Source organism: Fibrobacter sp. UWB12 (assembly GCF_900142485.1).
GTDB lineage: Bacteria > Fibrobacterota > Fibrobacteria > Fibrobacterales > Fibrobacteraceae > Fibrobacter.
This window is the reverse complement of record NZ_FRAZ01000011.1, coordinates 59,065-76,113: the sequence shown is the minus strand read 5'-3', so window position 1 is coordinate 76,113 and position 17,049 is coordinate 59,065. Positions and strand designations below refer to the sequence as shown.

The 17,049-nt window shown below is 49.4% G+C and carries 12 protein-coding genes; 9 read left to right on the top strand and 3 right to left on the bottom strand.

What is annotated here, in order from left to right; all coding sequences use genetic code 11:
- The first annotated feature begins 306 nt into the window (after window positions 1-306).
- The gene (glgA, locus tag BUA34_RS14490) at window positions 307-1,539 is read left to right on the top strand and encodes a glycogen synthase (protein ID WP_072830813.1); all 1,233 of its coding nucleotides are present in this window, start codon (window positions 307-309) and stop codon (window positions 1,537-1,539) included.
- Window positions 1,540-1,786: 247 nt separating this feature from the next.
- Here glgA and BUA34_RS14485 read toward each other — a convergent pair whose 3' ends face one another.
- Window positions 1,787-3,670: a protein-disulfide reductase DsbD family protein gene (locus BUA34_RS14485; protein WP_254794505.1), complete on the bottom strand. Its 1,884-nt coding sequence runs from the start codon at window positions 3,668-3,670 to the stop codon at window positions 1,787-1,789.
- A 101-nt stretch (window positions 3,671-3,771) separates the two neighbouring features.
- Here BUA34_RS14485 and BUA34_RS14480 point away from each other — a divergent pair, with 101 nt between their 5' ends.
- The 4 genes from BUA34_RS14480 to BUA34_RS14465 are packed head-to-tail and all read left to right on the top strand — an operon-like array spanning window position 3,772 to window position 8,429.
- Complete coding sequence (locus BUA34_RS14480) at window positions 3,772-4,335, top strand: RNA polymerase sigma factor (RefSeq protein ID WP_254794504.1); 564 nt, start codon at window positions 3,772-3,774, stop codon at window positions 4,333-4,335.
- A gap of 29 nt (window positions 4,336-4,364) precedes the next feature.
- Window positions 4,365-6,722, top strand: a complete 2,358-nt coding sequence (locus tag BUA34_RS14475) for a ligand-binding sensor domain-containing protein (protein ID WP_072830809.1) — start codon at window positions 4,365-4,367, stop codon at window positions 6,720-6,722.
- A gap of 10 nt (window positions 6,723-6,732) precedes the next feature.
- Window positions 6,733-7,098 (top strand): hypothetical protein, encoded by a 366-nt coding sequence (locus tag BUA34_RS14470; protein ID WP_072830808.1) that lies wholly within the window; start codon window positions 6,733-6,735, stop codon window positions 7,096-7,098.
- On the top strand, window positions 7,098-8,429 hold the full coding sequence (locus tag BUA34_RS14465) for a CCA tRNA nucleotidyltransferase (protein ID WP_072830806.1): 1,332 nt from the start codon (window positions 7,098-7,100) through the stop codon (window positions 8,427-8,429). Before BUA34_RS14470 ends, BUA34_RS14465 begins: the two co-directional genes overlap by 1 nt.
- Here BUA34_RS14465 and BUA34_RS14460 read toward each other — a convergent pair.
- The gene (locus BUA34_RS14460; protein WP_072830804.1) at window positions 8,416-9,519 is read right to left on the bottom strand and encodes a glycosyltransferase; all 1,104 of its coding nucleotides are present in this window, start codon (window positions 9,517-9,519) and stop codon (window positions 8,416-8,418) included. The two genes, BUA34_RS14465 and BUA34_RS14460, sit on opposite strands and share 14 nt — an antisense overlap.
- Before the next feature lie 34 nt (window positions 9,520-9,553).
- Here BUA34_RS14460 and lpxA point away from each other — a divergent pair, with 34 nt between their 5' ends.
- Window positions 9,554-10,321: an acyl-ACP--UDP-N-acetylglucosamine O-acyltransferase gene (lpxA, locus tag BUA34_RS14455; RefSeq protein ID WP_072830802.1), complete on the top strand. Its 768-nt coding sequence runs from the start codon at window positions 9,554-9,556 to the stop codon at window positions 10,319-10,321.
- Between the two features lie 30 nt (window positions 10,322-10,351).
- On the opposite strand, the gene BUA34_RS14450 is transcribed toward lpxA, so the two are convergent.
- The gene (locus BUA34_RS14450; protein WP_072830800.1) at window positions 10,352-11,500 is read right to left on the bottom strand and encodes a glycoside hydrolase family 5 protein; all 1,149 of its coding nucleotides are present in this window, start codon (window positions 11,498-11,500) and stop codon (window positions 10,352-10,354) included.
- Window positions 11,501-11,826: 326 nt separating this feature from the next.
- Between BUA34_RS14450 and BUA34_RS14445 the strand changes: the two genes are divergently transcribed.
- The 3 genes from BUA34_RS14445 to BUA34_RS14435 are packed head-to-tail and all read left to right on the top strand — an operon-like array spanning window position 11,827 to window position 17,043.
- The gene (locus tag BUA34_RS14445) at window positions 11,827-12,570 is read left to right on the top strand and encodes a carbohydrate binding domain-containing protein (protein ID WP_072830798.1); all 744 of its coding nucleotides are present in this window, start codon (window positions 11,827-11,829) and stop codon (window positions 12,568-12,570) included.
- 9 nt (window positions 12,571-12,579) lie between these two features.
- Window positions 12,580-14,871 (top strand): hypothetical protein, encoded by a 2,292-nt coding sequence (locus tag BUA34_RS14440; RefSeq protein WP_072830796.1) that lies wholly within the window; start codon window positions 12,580-12,582, stop codon window positions 14,869-14,871.
- Between the two features lie 27 nt (window positions 14,872-14,898).
- Window positions 14,899-17,043, top strand: coding sequence for a hypothetical protein (locus tag BUA34_RS14435; RefSeq protein WP_254794503.1), 2,145 nt, complete (start codon window positions 14,899-14,901; stop codon window positions 17,041-17,043).
- Window positions 17,044-17,049 lie beyond the last annotated feature (6 nt).

Genomic DNA, 17,049 nt, shown 5'->3' with positions numbered 1-17,049 from the left:
AACTGCGCCTAAAAGGAATGAGCCCGGTACAATACCGGACTCATAACTCAATTTTATCCTAACTTTAAACTGTCCAACTTTCGGGGTTCGGTTCACTACGCCGGTGGGTCACTTTTTTTATGCATTTTTTTAATTATACGCGATATTGAAAAAGCACAAGAAATTGTAAAGTGATGATGGAGACAATTCAATAGTTTGCGATAGTGAAACTATTGAATTTCAGAGTGTAAATTTTTAATATTATCAGTGAAAACAGTTTGCGGACATCCACCTAACCACTGCCCACTAAACACTGTTTGCTGTATTATGAACGCTGCAATCCTTACTAATGAATTTCCGCCAGAAATCTATGGCGGTGCAGGTATTCACGTCAAGTTCTTGAGCCAGGAACTTTCCAAGCTCTGCCATATCGAAGCCCGTTGTTTTGGCCCGCAGAACGATGATGCCGACAACATCCGTGCGATTGGCTTTAGCCAGAAGCTTGAATGCAATCCGGCTGACGAACGTTTCAAGAAAATCTTGAAGCCTTTGGACATCAATCTCCAGTGGATGTCATCGCTCAAGGATATCGACGTTATTCATTGCCATACTTGGTATAGCCATTTTGGTGGCGTTGTTGCAAGTCGCCTTTTGCAGTGCCCGCTCATTCTCACGACGCACTCTCTTGAACCGCACCGTCCGTGGAAGGCTGAACAGCTTGGTGACGGCGGCTATAACATGAGCTGCTGGATTGAACGTACCGCTTATGAAGCCGCTGATGGCGTGATTGCTGTGAGCGAAGGCATGAAGCGCGATGTGATGAAGCTTTATGGTGTACCGGAAGACCGTGTGAAGGTTATCTACAATGGTATCGATCCGGACTTCTACAAGCCCACATTTGATGAAGAAATCTTGAAGAAATGGGGCGTGGATCCGAAGCGTCCGTTCGTGCTCTTTGTGGGTCGTATTACGCGCCAGAAAGGCATTAGCCAGCTCATCCAGGCAATTCCGCAAATCGACAAGAACGCCCAGGTAGTGCTCTGTGCCGGTGCGCCGGATACGCAGGAACTTGCCGATGAATGCAAGCGCTTGATTGAAGAAGTCCAGAAGACACGCGATGGCGTCGTGTGGATTCAGGACGCTGTGCCGCATACGGAACTTCGCGTGCTCTACAGCCATGCAACCGTTTTTGCAACGCCGTCTCTTTATGAACCGTTCGGCATTATCAATCTCGAAGCCATGAGCTGCGGTACTCCGGTTGTGGGTAGCGCTGTCGGTGGCATTCCGGAAATCATCGTCGATGGCGAAACGGGTTACCTCGTGCCGCTCAAGGCTGTGTCTGCAACGAACTTTGAACCGGCTGATCCGAAGGCCTTCCAGACGGATTTTGCGAACAAGCTTAACAAGATTCTCGAAAATCCGGAACTTGCAAAGAAGATGGGCGAAGTCAGCCGCAAGCGCGCCATTGACGTGTTTAGCTGGAAGACGATTGCCAAGCAGACATTCGACTTCTACGCTGAATGCATCGAACGCTACAAGCGCGAAGGCAAGCGTGTCTAATGTTGTCATGCCGGATTTATTCCGGCATCGCCTTTTAGAAAAGCGAAAAAGGTGGCCTCAAGCCACCTTTTTTAATGTCAAGAATTTCGAGATTTAACTGGATCTTTCGCGGTTAAAACCACTCAGGAAGACTGCTCCGATGAAGCTGTTCATTTCATACATCATATGGGATGGATTGCTTCCCCTCTACGAGGGTCGCAATGACGTAAACACAGCCTATGGTTTACTAATCATCAACCACTTTCTGCTATTTACTGCCAGCTATTTTTTCCACAATCGCATTTGTAGTGAGCAGTTCCGGCAACACAATTTGTTTGCTCTTGTCACCGGCGGGGTAGATGGCATAAGCCGGCACTCCGGACTTGCCCATGCTGCGGAGGAGCTTTGTGACTTCGGGCGTTTCGCGAGTCCAGTCTGCTTTTACGAGGGCGACGTTTAGGCTGTCCATGGCGCGTCTAAAATCTTCGCGGTTGAGAACTGCGGCTTCGTTTGCCTTGCAGGTGATGCACCAGTCTGCGGTGGCATCGATGAATACTGTGCGTCCGGCCTTGGCGAATTCTTCGATGACTTCCGGCGTGTAGCGGTACCATCCGTCTTCAGTAACGAGCTGTACCGATCTTGCCTTGAATCTTGCGTCTACTTCATCTTCGTATTTTGGTGAAGCGAATGCAAACCAGATTACGAAGAGGAGAATTACAGAACCGCCAACGGCGAGAACTTCGCGGAAAAATGCGACGCCCGGTGGCGCGATGTTTCCGATGGCAAAGCTCAAGGCTATACTCAATAGCGAAATCGCTGCAAAGATGCCTACGCCAAAATTGCCGGACTGTTCGTGTACAATCCACAAAAGCCAAACGACGGTGGCGAGCAACAGAACGCCCATGATCTTTTGGAGCGTTACCATCCAGGCGCCCGGTTTCGGGAATACTTTCAGAACTTTAGGGAATGCGCTTACGAGTATGTAGGGGAGTGCAAGCCCGACGCCTGCCGCTGTGAAAAACAGGAACAGCACAGGGGTCGAGGCGGTAAAGGCAAAACCCATGGCAGTTCCGAGGAACGGTGCGGAGCACGGCGTGCTCAAGAGAACGAGGAGCGCGCCTGTGAAAAACGCACCGACAATTCCCTGCTTGCGACCGGCGCTGTCCATTTTGGTTGTGGCACTTCCGGGGAGCCAAATTTCAAAGACTCCGAAGAAGCTCATCGCAAAGGCGCTCAGAATCACGACCATGAACGCGATAAAGCCTGCACTCTGGAATTGCATTCCCCAGCCTGCATTTCCGCCGCCCGCCTTGACAGCGGCAACGATAGCGGCGAGCAACCAGAAACTTGCAAGTATCCCCGCTGTCGTTGTGGCGCCTAACAGAAGTAGGCGCCCGCGGCTTTCCCGTGCTTGCTTCATCAAGCTAAACAACTTGAGCGAAAGCACCGGCAGCACACACGGCATCAGGTTCAAAATCAAACCGCCGAGCAGTGCGGACAAAAGCAAAATAATCGTACTCGCGAAACTTTTGTTCGCAACAGTCGAGTTTATCGATTCTTGGAAACTGGGCGTGTTGCTTGTTTCGTCGTCATCGTTTTTTTTTAAAGGTGCTGGTTGCAAACCGCTTTTTTGCGCAAAGCCGAGTGCGTTTAGCCCAAATGTGACTTGGGAAGGCGCAAGGCAAATGGAATTGTCGCATGCCTGGTAATGGAATGTTGCCGAAGTCGTGAGGCTATCGTAATTGTCGTCGATGCTTTCGATAGGGAGATGGATTTGGAAATGTCCTCTGAAAACAAGATTCTCGAGGTCCAAGGCTTCGCTGTATTCCTTGAGGGGTTCAGGCCACTTGGGTTCTCCAAAGTGAATTCCCTGTGCCGAAATTTCGATAGACGAAGGTTTCAAAAATTCATCGGCGGCAACGTTTGCATTGACATGCCAATTGTCCGGAATGGTAATGTCTACCGTGACGCTAGAACCCTTTTTGAGTGCTCCCGTAGAATAGTGCAAACTAGCCTCGGGAGGAGGCATATTGTTCATGTTGAATTCTTCTGCGAAGGCAACGGCTGCAAACAATAGGATGCAAAATGACGCTTTTTGCAAACGGTTGTTTGCAAAATTTTCAAAAACCTTAAATTTGTCTAAAATTTTCATAAATTGAATCTCACTTAAAAGTAATCGGATAAATCAGAATTCAAAAAAATATGTCATATAAGGGTTTCCTTGGTAACCGTCCCCCCAATTGGGTAGGTTCTGTGTGGAAAAAATATTCCTACAGAATATACAAATTGTGCTTGCAAAAGTGTGCGACAAAAGACGAAGCGGATGACTTGTTTCAGGAAGTGGCACTACGTTTTTGTAGAAATGCAGGGGAGTTGAACAACCAAATCCATCTCTTTGCGTGGCTCCAGACCGTACTTTTGCATTGTCACTACAACGATTACCGCAAAAGGCACCAGATTCACGAAATCCCCTTTTCTTGCCTGTCCGAGCCTAAAGCGGCTTACGAGGCGAGTGGAGCCGATGCGTGCGTGGCTCCCGACGATGATCTCGGCATGGAGGCGGTCATGGGCGAGTTTTCGTTGTTGCTCGAGGCCTTAAACCCGCTTGAAAAAATGATTATGGAACTTTCTGTTGTGGGCGGGCTCAGTCTCCGTGATTTGAGCCTGTTGACGGGGCTTTCTAAGGGGAGCGTTGTTCACCGCCGGCAGGTGGCGATTCAAAAAATGCAAGAAAAAATGGCCATGCAGAAAGACCGGATTAAAATGATAACGGGACGTGAGGCTTCATTGCGGGAAATTATTGAATACATTGGTTGAAAAGTTTTTAAAATTTGTAATTTTAGATTGTGAAAGCGTTAATCCATCTTATTTGTATCCTCTCCATGGTCACGTCGGTTTTGGCGCAAGACCAGTGGCTCAACTTTTCTAGCCCTTATCCGGTCAAGGCTGCGATTCCTAGTGGCGAAGGCTTGCTCATGGCTACGGGAGGAGGCATTCGCTATAGAGCGAATAATGCCGATGACTTGTACACGACATCGAATGGTCTTGGCGACCAGGCTATGAGTGCCATTGCGGTCTCTGACCTTGGTGTGTTCGCGGTAAGCGATGTTGGTGTTATTTCGACGATGTTACCGGGTGGTTCTTGGCAGGTCCTTAGCCGCTCTTATGCCGGCAGCAATACGCATGTGGTTCCGGGGATGGCGCTTTTGGGCGGCCCGGTGCTGGTGATTGCTTTTGAAGACCGACTTTCGTTTTTTAGCCTTAAGACCATGACATCCATCCTCACTGTGGAGCGTATTGCTGATATCAGCGTTTCTGCCTTTACAGTAAGTGCGATGGATATTCGAGGTGATTCTTTGATTGTCGCTGCAGGTGGTGGCATCTACATGCGCAAAATGGATTGGGAAAACTTGGATTCCGATGTCCAGCTGTACAACCCGGATTCTTGGAAAATCATCAAGAGCGCGTCAAGCAGCAATGAACCCATCAAGTCGATTGCCTGGAAAGATGGCAAAATCCAAACGTTTGCTACGGAAGGCATGAGAATTTGGGACAAGGATGGCGAGACGCGCGTTGCTCTTGATACATTCTCTGTGTTTACCGAAACGGAATCGATGGTTTCTGTACGTGGAAAGGTGTTGAAGGATTCCATTTTGTACGAGCGCGATTCTGTCGAAATCAAGGGCCCTGATGGTAAAAAGGCTCACCGTTATTATTACAGGTCCCGTGTACGTTGGGTGTCATTGCAGCCGAAGGGTGTTGCAGTCTTGGGTGGTCCTGAAATTATCCTCTATTACGACAATGGCAAATTTACGGACTTGACGGAATATAAGCCGTTCCCGCTGAGATATACCTACGAACTTCAAGCGCTTCCTCAGGGGGGCGTGTTGGCCGCTACCGAAGATGGCTATTTGTCGTACTATTATTTCTCTGGCAAGGATAAAAACTTTAGATGGACTGATCCTAAGCCGGCGTATTCTGTCTTTAGGAATGGAACAGACGCTCGAGTCCATAACTTGAAAACATTGTCCGTGCTCCCTACGGGTGGAACCTTCTACCATATTTGGGGGTTGGGTTATCTTTTGTATAGCGGCTGGGCCGAAACGCTTGCAGAATCGTATTCTTTTGCAAATAAGGAAAAAGATTATTGCATGGATGACTTTACCGAAGAAACGAGCAAGTCGGGATTTACGATTGCCGTGTCTACAACGCCTGCGCCTAACAACATGGGCTATTTGACGACTTCGGCATCGAATAAAGGGTATAGCTTGATTTATGTTGAACTTGGCGAAAATGGAAATCCGATGTCCTGCGCAAGCAATGTCGGTTCTGCGCCTATTGGTGGGCCGATGTTTGCTCGAATCGACGAAAACGGCAATTGGGTTGTCTATGTAGGAACCCGTGCATCAACGACGACCGATGCAAATGGTGGCCTGGATGTGTTTACCTTCCCGCCTCCGAATAAGATGGGTGGAGACATTTCTAGGGTCGATACGACTTATAGAAAAACGTATTCCGGTGAATCCATTTCGACTCCGCTGGACTTGGTTTATGAACCGAAGACGGACAATGTTTGGATGGTGACGACATCTTCCTTGGTGTATTGGGATAAAGATGAAAATGACTTGAAGACACCTCTTTCGACAAATGGTCTTAGCGGTGCGGTCTATACAAGTCTTGATGTCGATAGCCGAGGAAATCTCTGGGTGGGAACGTCATCGCAAGGTGCTTACCGCTTGACTCCGCGCCCGACAAGCCCCGATACATTGTCTGTGCTGCATTTTACGTCCCGTCATGGTCTTTTAAGCGAAAAGATTCAGGATGTGGCTGTTGATACTGTGCTTGGCATGGTCTGGTTTGCCCATGACAATGGAATTACCCGTTACAAGAGAGACGATGTTCGCAGTACCGAAAATAACATGACCGATGATGCTCGCGAAGATGTGAAGGTTTACCCCAACCCGTTCCGACCGAAGCTGCAGCCGTACGTTTCGTTTGCCAATGTTGCCGATGATGCCATCGTTAGCGTTTATAACAGGGGCGGAAAACTGGTGGTATCGTTGAGTGGAAATCAGATTTCTGGTGGCCGAGCCGAATGGAATGGCCGCATGGAAAATGGATCTATCGTGGCGCCCGGTGTTTATCAGTATGTTGTTCGTGGCGGCACCAAGGTGAGAAAAGGAAAACTCTTGATTATCCATTAATGGGGTTGCTATGAATAAGTTTGTTGGAATTGCTCTCTTTTTTGTTGCTGTGTTGTTTGCTGGCTGTGCCGGCGAACGCCAGGGACTTGTTTGCGAAGAAATCGAATACCGCTTGAATACGCAGACGTATTCCCCGGACCAGCGCGCTTATATTGAAAATGAACTTCGCACTTGCCGCGCAGAAGAATCAAGAAAGAAAAATGAATTTGGGCAATCGAATGGAAGCATTTATGAGCGCTACGCCAATACGGAAAATTCTTCGATAAGCGATACGTCCAAGAGCGTTATTCCTGTTTCCACGTTGTTGCAGGATTCTTCTGAAGAAAAGACCACAAGCATTTACGACCGCTATAAGTCTGTCGAGGCAAATAAGTAATGCCAACCATAATGACTCTTGCGGGCAAGTCGTTTGAACCGGATCTGCCCAGGCGCTTGCTTTCCATTGCTGGTGAAATTCGTGAAGCCGGTGGCCGTGCCTTTTTGGTGGGCGGCTGGGTGCGCGATGCGCTTTTGGGCAAGGATTGCCGCGATTACGATGTCGAAGTTTACGATCTTACACAAGATGAACTTGTCCCTATTCTAAAGAAATACGGCCGTACGAATTTGGTCGGGAAAGCATTTGGCGTCATCCATTTGGCGATGAAGGGGCTTTCGCTCGATTTTTCGTTCCCGCGTACAGAAAGTAAAGTTGGTTATGGACATCGCGGATTCGTGGTGCATACGGACGAGAAGCTTTCGTTCAAGGAAGCCGCACTTCGTCGTGACTTTACGATCAATGCGATGGGCATGGAACTGCCGGAGCTTACGCTTTGCGATCCGTATGGCGGTATCGATGACTTGAAGAAGGGGCTACTCCGCCATGTGGGGCCTGCTTTTGTCGAAGATTCCTTGCGCATTTTGCGCGGTGTGCAGTTCGCGAGCCGCTTTGCGCTTAAACTTGCGCCCGAGACGGTAGAACTTTGCAAGACGCTTTCGCTTGCCGACCTTTCTATCGAAAGGCTTTTTGAAGAATTCAAAAAGTGGCTTTTGAAGCCCGGCAAGCCGTCGATGGGCCTCCGTGCGTTCTTGGATATTAAGCTGAATGAATTTTTCCCAGAAGTTTTTCCGCTGCATGATTCTTGGGATGCTTTGGGTGAAATGCTTGATAACATGGAATCCATGCGCAGAAGTCTCGCGGATGTTCATGCTGAGGTTATTGGAAAAGCTAAATGCGCACCGCTTTCGGATGCGCAGGCCATGGAATTTGCGTTTGCCGCATTCCTTTGCGGGAATCCGGAAACTTCGCTCAAGTTCCTGGAACGCATCACCAATGAAACTCATTTGTTGAAAATCGTTCCGCTGCTTTTGAATGAGTACCGCAATCTTGACTTTGCCATTGTAGACAATGCGCCTGCACTTCGCCGCCTCGCTGTTAAACTCGGCGGTTTGAAGCTTTTGTGCTTGCTTGTAAAGAGCACGCCGCACGAATTCTACGCTAGCGATGATAATTTCCCCGAGAAATTGTGGCAAGCGGCTGCTGAACTTAACTTGCTTGATTCTGCACCGCAACCGTTCCTTATGGGTAAAATGCTTATGGAAATGGGCATGAAGCCTGGCAAGGAAATGGGGGAACTTATCAAGCAGAGTTTCGAACTCCAGCTCGACGGCAAAATCAAGAACGCTGAAGAAGCCCTCGCCTGGGCGAAGCCGCAGCTTACTTCCATCTAAACATTCCGGTGATTCCTGCGGGAACGCAGAATACAATCATCGGAATTTGAATCAGCTCCACCGGCAAGAACGCAAACATGCGGCGCTTGGAATGTAATTTCCACGATGCGATGGAGAGGAAGATAAAGTCGACAAGGAATTTTGGCAGTATGCTGAACACGCACCATTCCCACGGAAAGTCCAGGAATATGGCGCACCAGGGACTCACGAACATCCAGATGTAGTACGTGTAAATGAGCGTGAGCAAAAGGATATAGGCTTTGCTTTCGTAGTTTGTGCCGTTACTGCTCCAGCGGGCGCGCTGGTTAAACAATTGTTTCCACGTATGTACCGGGGCGGTCTCGATTACTGCATCGCGATCGAGGTTGTAGCAGACTTTTGTTCCCGGAATTTTCATCATCTTGTGGATGAGCATGTCGTCGTCGCCGCTCGAAAGGTTTACGAGGTCTCCGAATCCGCCAACGGCAAAGAACAAGTCTTTTTTGTAGGCGAGGCAAGCGGCACTCGCGACAATCGGGCGGCCCCAGCTAAATCCTGCAGCTTCCATCGCAGTGTAGCCGAGCGTTTCGAGTTTTTGGTAGAGGTGCGGCATCGAGCGTGTGCCGTTGTTCTGCTTGGGGCCTTGCACAATGCAGATGCCATCGACAAATCGTCCGGCCATGGCGGTAATCCAGCTCTTGCGCGGAATGCAGTCGGCGTCCATCGTCAAAAGAACTTCGTTTTTGGCAATCTTGAAGGCGCTTTCGAGGGCTCGCTTTTTGGGGCTTGCAATTTGCGGTAAATCTTGCGGGAGGCTTAAAACGCGGAATCGCGGGTGCGTGGCGGCGAACTTTTCGAGAATCTCGAGTGTACGGTCTGTGGAACGGTCGTCAACGCAAATAACTTCCCATTCTCCGATATAGTCTTGTTCGGCTATAGCTTCGAGCGTGCGTTCTGCAAATTCCTCTTCGTTACGCATTGGGATGACCACAGAAACGCTCGGGGTCGCTTTGGGGCCTTTATAGCGATGTGTCTTTAACAGTCCTATGATGAAGAATAGGAACAGGAACGCGTAAAGTGCAGTCAGGCATGCGATAATAATGCCACCCATGCGGGGAAATATAGGAAATTACTAAATTGCGGGTATGCTCCATCCTTCCGCTTACGTTCATCCTTCTGCAAAAATCCACGAGTCTGCAATTATTGGCCCCTGGTGCGTTGTCGATGAAGGTGCGGAAATTGGCGAAAATGTGGTACTCGAATCACGAGTGCGGGTGTATGGCGGCGTGACCATCAAGGCAAATACGCACGTTTATGACGGTGCAATTTTAGGGGCGCCTCCACAAGACCTCAAGTATGCCGGTGAACCGACTTGCTTGGAAATTGGCGAAAATTGCATCATTCGCGAATATACGACTCTCAATCGCGGTACAGCGCAGGGGGGCGGTTGCACGCGCCTTGGCTCCCGTGTCCTCGTTATGGCTTATGCTCATGTGGGGCATGATTGTCAAATTGGCGAGGGGGCAGTCATTGCAAATGGTTGCCAGCTTGGCGGGCATGTGCGCATCGGCAAGTTTGCCACTCTCGGCGGAACAACTGCAGTGCAGCAGCGCAATCAGGTGGGCGCCTACGCTTTCGTGGGTGGCACGCTCAAGGTCGATTACGATGTTCCTCCGTGCAGTCGCGCTTTCGGTAACCCGCTTCGCTTTGCATCCCTCAACCTTCATGCGCTTCGCTTGCATGTCGAAGAATTCCCGCCGGAACGCATTGCGTTTTTCGAGCGTGCTTTCCGTGAACTTTACCGCAGCAAACGCCCGATTGCCGAAGTTATCGAAGAATTGAAAAAAGGCCCGGAACCTCTGTTCCAAGCTTTCTTTGATGAACACTGGTCGGGCACTTTGGTTCGCCCGTAGTGGTTTCGCCTTTGGGGCGATTTTTAGATTCTAGAAGATTAAAGATTCCGGGAATCCAGGAAGCCAATTTTTGCCATCGAAGGCTTGGAACCCGCCTGTTTGACCGAAACTCCAGTAATGGAAAGATATCCCGTACTGGACGGCTACTTTTGCGGTTTTTTCGGCCCAGTAGGCTTTTCCTGTCTCGCTGGGGCCATCACCTTGTTGCCACTGGCAGGGGCTGTTGTCTCCACCGGCAACGCCGAATTCACCCATGTTCATAGGAATATGGTCAATTCCGTTTATATCGGGGTAGAATTTGTAGGCGAGAGATACATAGTAAGCGAAATCATCAACTGCAGTGGATGTCAATGTGGCATCGCCCTTGCATTCATAGCCGTGACCTTCGTGACTATAGTTGTAGGGGAGGTAATAGTGGCCACTAAAGATGATGTTGCCGTCTGCAGGCATGTGCAAGCTTTCAATGTCTTCGAACTTTGCCAAGTGGTAAGTCTCAAACATGATGGTTTTGCCCGGAGCATACGTGCGGATAACGGTATAAGCTTCGTTCATCAATTGGTCTACGAGCGTAGCGTTTGGGATCGAAGGTTCGTTCAAAATTTCAAGAACGACCATGTTATCGGGAAATTCTGCCATTGCGGCTGCCACTTGCGCCCACAAGGCAAGGAAGTGCGCTTTTTCGGCTGTGAACTCATTGGCGTCGTATTTGCACTTGGAGCCATCCGATTTTGTGCCACCGCCACCGGCGCAGTTCAATTCTACATAGTGGTGGAAGTTAACAACTACGGCAAGTCCGTTTGCGATGGCGAGTCGAATGTCTGCCAGAACGCCGTTTAAGCGGTCCGGGTCTACCGTATGAGTGCCGTAATCGGAACCGTATTGCCAGCGAACCGGAATGCGCACGGAATTGAAACCGGCGGCTTTGATAATCGCGAAATCCCCGTCGTTGATCGGGTTTCCCCAACCGCTGTCGTCTGCACCTTCCGAATCCCAAGAATTGCCAAGGTTTATACCGCGCCCGAGAATGGCGTTCATGGTTCTGCCTAAGGTATAGTCTACGGGAGTGGCTTTGGTGGTAGTGGGTGCAGTAGGAATTGTTGCAGACCCGCTGTCGCATGCCCAGAATGAGCATCCGAGGGCGCAGCCGATAGCCAAAGAAGAAAGAACTTTTTTAAACATGTTGACCCCCAAAAAGGTTTCGCTATAAATACCTGTTCTCAAAATCTATATTCAATTGCAAAATAGAAAAATGAAAACATGCTTATGTTGTGTTTACGCTTGAGTCCATGTGACGCCTATCAAAAATCTTAATTTGTAAACATTCCGAAACGTTGCGGTGCTAAAAATTTCTGTATACGCTTGAGTCCAGCGTTTATGCGGCTTTGATAGTGGTATTTCGTTGAGGGATCGAGGTTTGCAAAGCCTTTTTTGCAATGCAGGTGCGTTGATTTCTCAAAAAACAAGCTATATTGTAGACGATCCGAATTTGGAGATTTGTACCTATTATGAATGGAAACTTAAAAAAAGCCATTTGGAAGTCCGCTCTAGCGGCGATGCTTCTTGCTTCATCTTCTTTTGCTGGCTACGGCTTTAGCGATTACCGCGACCGCGACCAGTCCCACTTTGTCATGAAGGATCCCAAGCCGTTCCGTCCTGATAAAGAAGTTGTCACCGTTGTCATGCGTGAGGCTATTCCTCGCGGTGGTGGTTATACCTACCAGTATCCGCGTGAAAACCCCGAACCGGTACTCACGGATAAGTACGCTATGGAAGGTGCTCTTTCCATGGAAATCGAACTTATCGCAAGTGACTATTCCGGCGTTGCAATTTGTATTGCGGGTTCCGTGGACTTGACTCCTTATTTGGAAGAAGGTGTTCTCGAATTTTGGATCAAGGGTGCCCAGGGTGGTGAAAACGCCTTGTTCGTGCTCGTTGACGATGGCGTCAAGAGCAACGGCGAATCCCTCCAGGTCAAGCTCCGTTCCAAGAGTCTTGGTGAAATTACGACTGAATGGAAGCACTTCAGCATTCCTCTGAAACTCTTCGGTAATACCGGTGTTTACTGGGATGCAAAGAACACGCGCGAAGTGATGCTCCCGTTCGCATGGTCCAACTTCAAGGGCTTCCGTCTCGAAGTCCGTAAGGATGAAAACGAATCCTTCAAGGTTTGGATCGACGATATTGTGATTAAGAAGCATGGCAAGCCGTACGAAGGCCCGGCTCATTATCCGTTCCGCAACGAGATTTAAGAGGATTTTATGCGCAAAACAGTTTCTTCTCTTTTACTAGCGTCTAGCCTCGGTGCTGCGTGGGCTCTCCCTCCGCAGTTGCAGCTTGATTCCCTTCACGCTTCGTTGGATACTCTTTCCGGTAACATGGAATCGACTCTTTTGGGTAAGGACGATCTGCCACTGGCAGTCTCCGGTTACATGGCTTTCCGTTTGAAGAATTTCCACTATTCCGAACAGAGCCCGTGGGTCAGGGACGATAAGGCCCGCACAAACGTCGACGCTATCTTGAACGTCAACGTTGTCGCAATGCCGAACTCCTACATTACGTTGTTTACGAACCTCATGTTCCCGTTTGACTTGAGCGGTATTTATACGAACTACTTGGCCAAGAATCCGACCAAGTCCCCGACTAATGCCGACAATGAACGTGTCTTGTTCGACCACTCTACGGACTACTATTCTTCGACGATTAACGAAGAATTGAACGTTGGTGTCGATATCCGTGCAGGTGTGTTCGGTGCCTACATTACCGCAGGCGGTGTTATTTGGGCAAACGCCTCTCCGCTTACCATGTGGGAACGTGAAACGAACCCGCGTTTCGTTTGGCAGTACGAACTTTTCGAAGACGAAAAGACCGTGTCTACTTACTATAAGGAAAAGGCTTTTAAGCCGGTCAAGGAAGGTGGTCGTGCATTCTGGACGAACCGCTCTTTCGGTGGTGTCTTTGCCAACGTCTACCAGCTTCCGTACGACATGAAGGCACAGTTCCTTGTTGCCCAGCCGATCGATGCCGACGTGGCAACTCGTGACGGTCTCCGTATGTACGGTGGTCAGCCGGGCGAACTCGAAATGTCCGGTGGTTACGATTTCCGCGGTACAGTGCTCCATGGCCGTATCGCCAAGGAAAAGATTGCTGATAACCTTACCGTCGGTGTGAACTACATGGGTGTTACCTATGATAAGGGAACCATCTTCGAACCGGAATTCCGTTCGCAGTGGACCACATATACCGATTTAGGTTTCCCGACCCTCCTCAATACTCACATTGCAACAATTGATGTGAAGGGTAACGTTACCCCGAAGCTCTACTTGATGGCCGATGTGGGTGTTAGCATTACGGATTCCACGGTGTTTATTCCGGATCCGCAGGCTCTTGATTATGCCGTTGATGCAACCGGAGCTGTTAATAGAACTAAGGGCTATACCACAAATAAGGAAGGCTACCGTTCTAGCATGGCAAACCCGAAGCTCGGTCTTTATGTAAAGGCTCAGAGCAAGTACCTCGAAGGTTGGCCGATGACTGCTGAACTCGTGTTCTTCCAGCCGGGCTTCTATTCTCCGTATTCTCTCACGAACCCGTCCCGTTTCACGGGCTGGCGCAAGGATGAAACCTACCTCAACGCAGGTGCGCTCCGCTACTCCCCGAACATGGCCGGTATCAACTTCAAGTTGGAACCGAGCTTCAACCGTGGTTACTTTGACTTCCAGTATGCTCAGCATCGTCAGATTGACCCGGGTCAAGACGTGATTGCTTTCAACTACCGTTTGAACGGCCGCAATATTTGGGAAAGCACAAACTCCTGGACAAAGCATAAGCCGCTCTTCGTTGCTGACTCTGGTAACAGCTCTAATGCTGGTTATATTAACCGTGTTGGCGCTGAAAAGAATTCTGGTGAAGGCGTCAAGATGTACCGTCAGCGCGGTGGTCTCTATGGTGGTACTTGGGAAATGTGGGAATCCTTTGCCGCTTACGATAATGGCGACCAGGCTGCCCATACGAGTGTTCCGATGCATGCCAAGTGGTCTTCTTACCTCTCCTTCATGGGTGGTTACGATATCGGTCACTGGTTCGGTACCGACCGCAATATCATGATGACTGGCTACTTCGCCCTCTCTGGTATTTCTACTTCTTTTGCTCCGCTTGCTGTTTCCGAAAAGCAGTCCAACATGCTTTTGACGAGCTTCTACGGCCAGTTTGAACCGACCGTCGCCGTGACACCGACTTTCCACATGGTGGGTATCCTCGGTTTCGAAACGTTCAGATCTGATAAGGCCTACATCCTTGAAGCCGCAACAAATACTCTCGGTAGACCGCAGGCTGGTAAGACTACTTACATCTACGAAGTGAATTCTTATCTCGTCAAGAAAGCTCCGATCAACTACAAGGACTTCGCAATTGGCCTTGGCTTTGACTGGGACTTCTCTGACCGCGTGGGTCTCCACTTCCGTTACAAGTTCATGACGCACTCTGATGAAACCGTATCTGACAATGATTGGCATTCCCATTACATTGCTGCCGAAACCAAGGCTTGGTTCTAAGGGAGGATGCTAAAGATGAATATGAAAATGAAAAATATTTTAATCGCCCTTCTTACCGCATCGGTTGCCGCATCGGCATCTGTGGTTGCGGATAATCAAAAGGCATTGCAAGCCAAGGCTGATAGCGCCAATGCAAAGCGCGGTGTCGAAATTGGCGGTAGCATCCGTGCTGTAGCTCAGCGTTCTAGCTTCTCTTCGGATCAGGACAATCGCGGCATCAACAATATGCCGGATGTCGAACGCAATGAGTTTGTCAGTGCAGACTTGAGCTTCGGTTTCCGTCCGTACGAAAGCGTTCGCGCTAACGTGATTATGCGTCTTGGTGGCGGCATGCAGGAATACTTCGCCGCTGCTGCTAAGACTCTCGAAGCCAAGTGGCTCAATGTCGAAGGCAATGTCGGCAAGAACTTCTACTGGGTGGTCGGTGATTTCCGTCAGGCAATCTCCCCGCTCTCTATTTACAATCCCGGTATCGAAATCATGTACGAACCGACGATTTTCGCCCGTAAGCGCCACATGGCCCAGAAGGAACAGCTCCTTGACGGCAACAAGCGCAACCTTCAGGGTGTGAATCTCCAGTTCCGCCAGGAAATCGACCCGATGATTGGCGAACTCCGTGCCGAAGCATTCTTTGCTCGCGTCAATCGCGTGTCTGTGCTTGACTTGAGCGGTGCCGAAGGCAACATTCTCCCGAATGATTCTGTTGCTGGTGTTTCGCTTGCCTCTGCAACGGACAAGTGGCTCGTCGGTGGTAACATCGAACTCTTGCCGGTTCAGAAGAACGTCTACGTCGGCGTGACTCCGATGCTCATTTTCGATAACGAAAATTCGAAGTCTTATGTCTACAGACATCCGGTTGAAGATGATGTTATCAATTTTAACGATTACGTTCGTCAGGAAATCAACCCGTACGAAACCACTCCGCAGAACACGTTTGTGCTGAGTGCACGTGCCGGTGCCGATGTTGCAGGCATTCTCAATAACAAGAACCTTACTCTTGATCTCGTCGCCGAATACGCCATGTCTATCAACAAGGTTAAGACTCCGGCTATTACCGACGAAACGGGAACAATCGTTCTTGCTCCTGAAACAGAAGAAAGCGTAAATGGATCTGCTATCCTTGCTACCGTGAATGCAGGTTACAAGGTTGATAATTCCTGGAGCGCAGGCCTTACTCTTGACGTGTTGATGAACAACGAAAAGTGGTTCAACAACATGGCCCAGTCTCCGAGTTTCTTCGCACAGCGCGTCTTGAATTCTGATAAGGATGGCCAGACGGTCAAGTACGGCGTGAACTCTCCGCTTTACTCCACCTTCGATGCTCTTTACAACTACTCTCCGAAGTTCTCTCCGGTGGGTCGTACTTTGGGCACCGATGACGATGCTTTCTATGCCGGTCAGAGCAAGAGCTACAACATTGCTACCTACAACAAGAATTCTTGGGGTTCCAATGTCTACTCCGCCGCTCAGATCGCTCTCTTGAACATGATGATTGATCCGGCTCTCCAGCTTGCTTTGCCGAATGGCCTTGCTACTGCAAACCGTAAGGGCGTTCGCGCTTTGGTCAAGGGCGAATGGCAGGATAAGATTGAAGCTCAGGCTCTCGTAAGCCTCTTCAACCAGGTCCAGACAAGCGCTCCTGAAATCGACAAGGTTTCTTACATGGAATTCGGTGCCGGTGCAAAGTTCGATATCGCTAAGCTCGCTGGTTTCAGCAAGCCTGCTGAATTCTCCGGTTCTTTCAAACATTCTGAAAATGAAACTAGCTTGGTGGGTGGTCAATCTGTAAAGCTCACAAGCAACTTTATCAACGCTGGTTTCTCGTTCCAGTTCTTGCCGCGTCTCGGCTTTACCGCAGGCTTCCAGATGATCAATACCGATTACGGTATCGGTTCTATCAATCCGTTCGTGGGTCAGGATGTTCCTGTTACAAAGAGCAACCAGAAACACTGGATGGTTGGCTTTGATTATCTGGTTGGTGAAAATGCTTGGCTTGCCATCAACTACGGCATGATCATGGTTCAGAATGACTACAATACGGCTGCTCTTGGCGAATCTATCCGCAACTTGCCGGATTACTTCAGCGCAAAGAGCGGTGACGGTGCTACGGGAACTTACACGCATAAGTTTAGTCAGTCTATTTTTGAAGCTTCCATTAATGTGGAATTTTAATGGGAG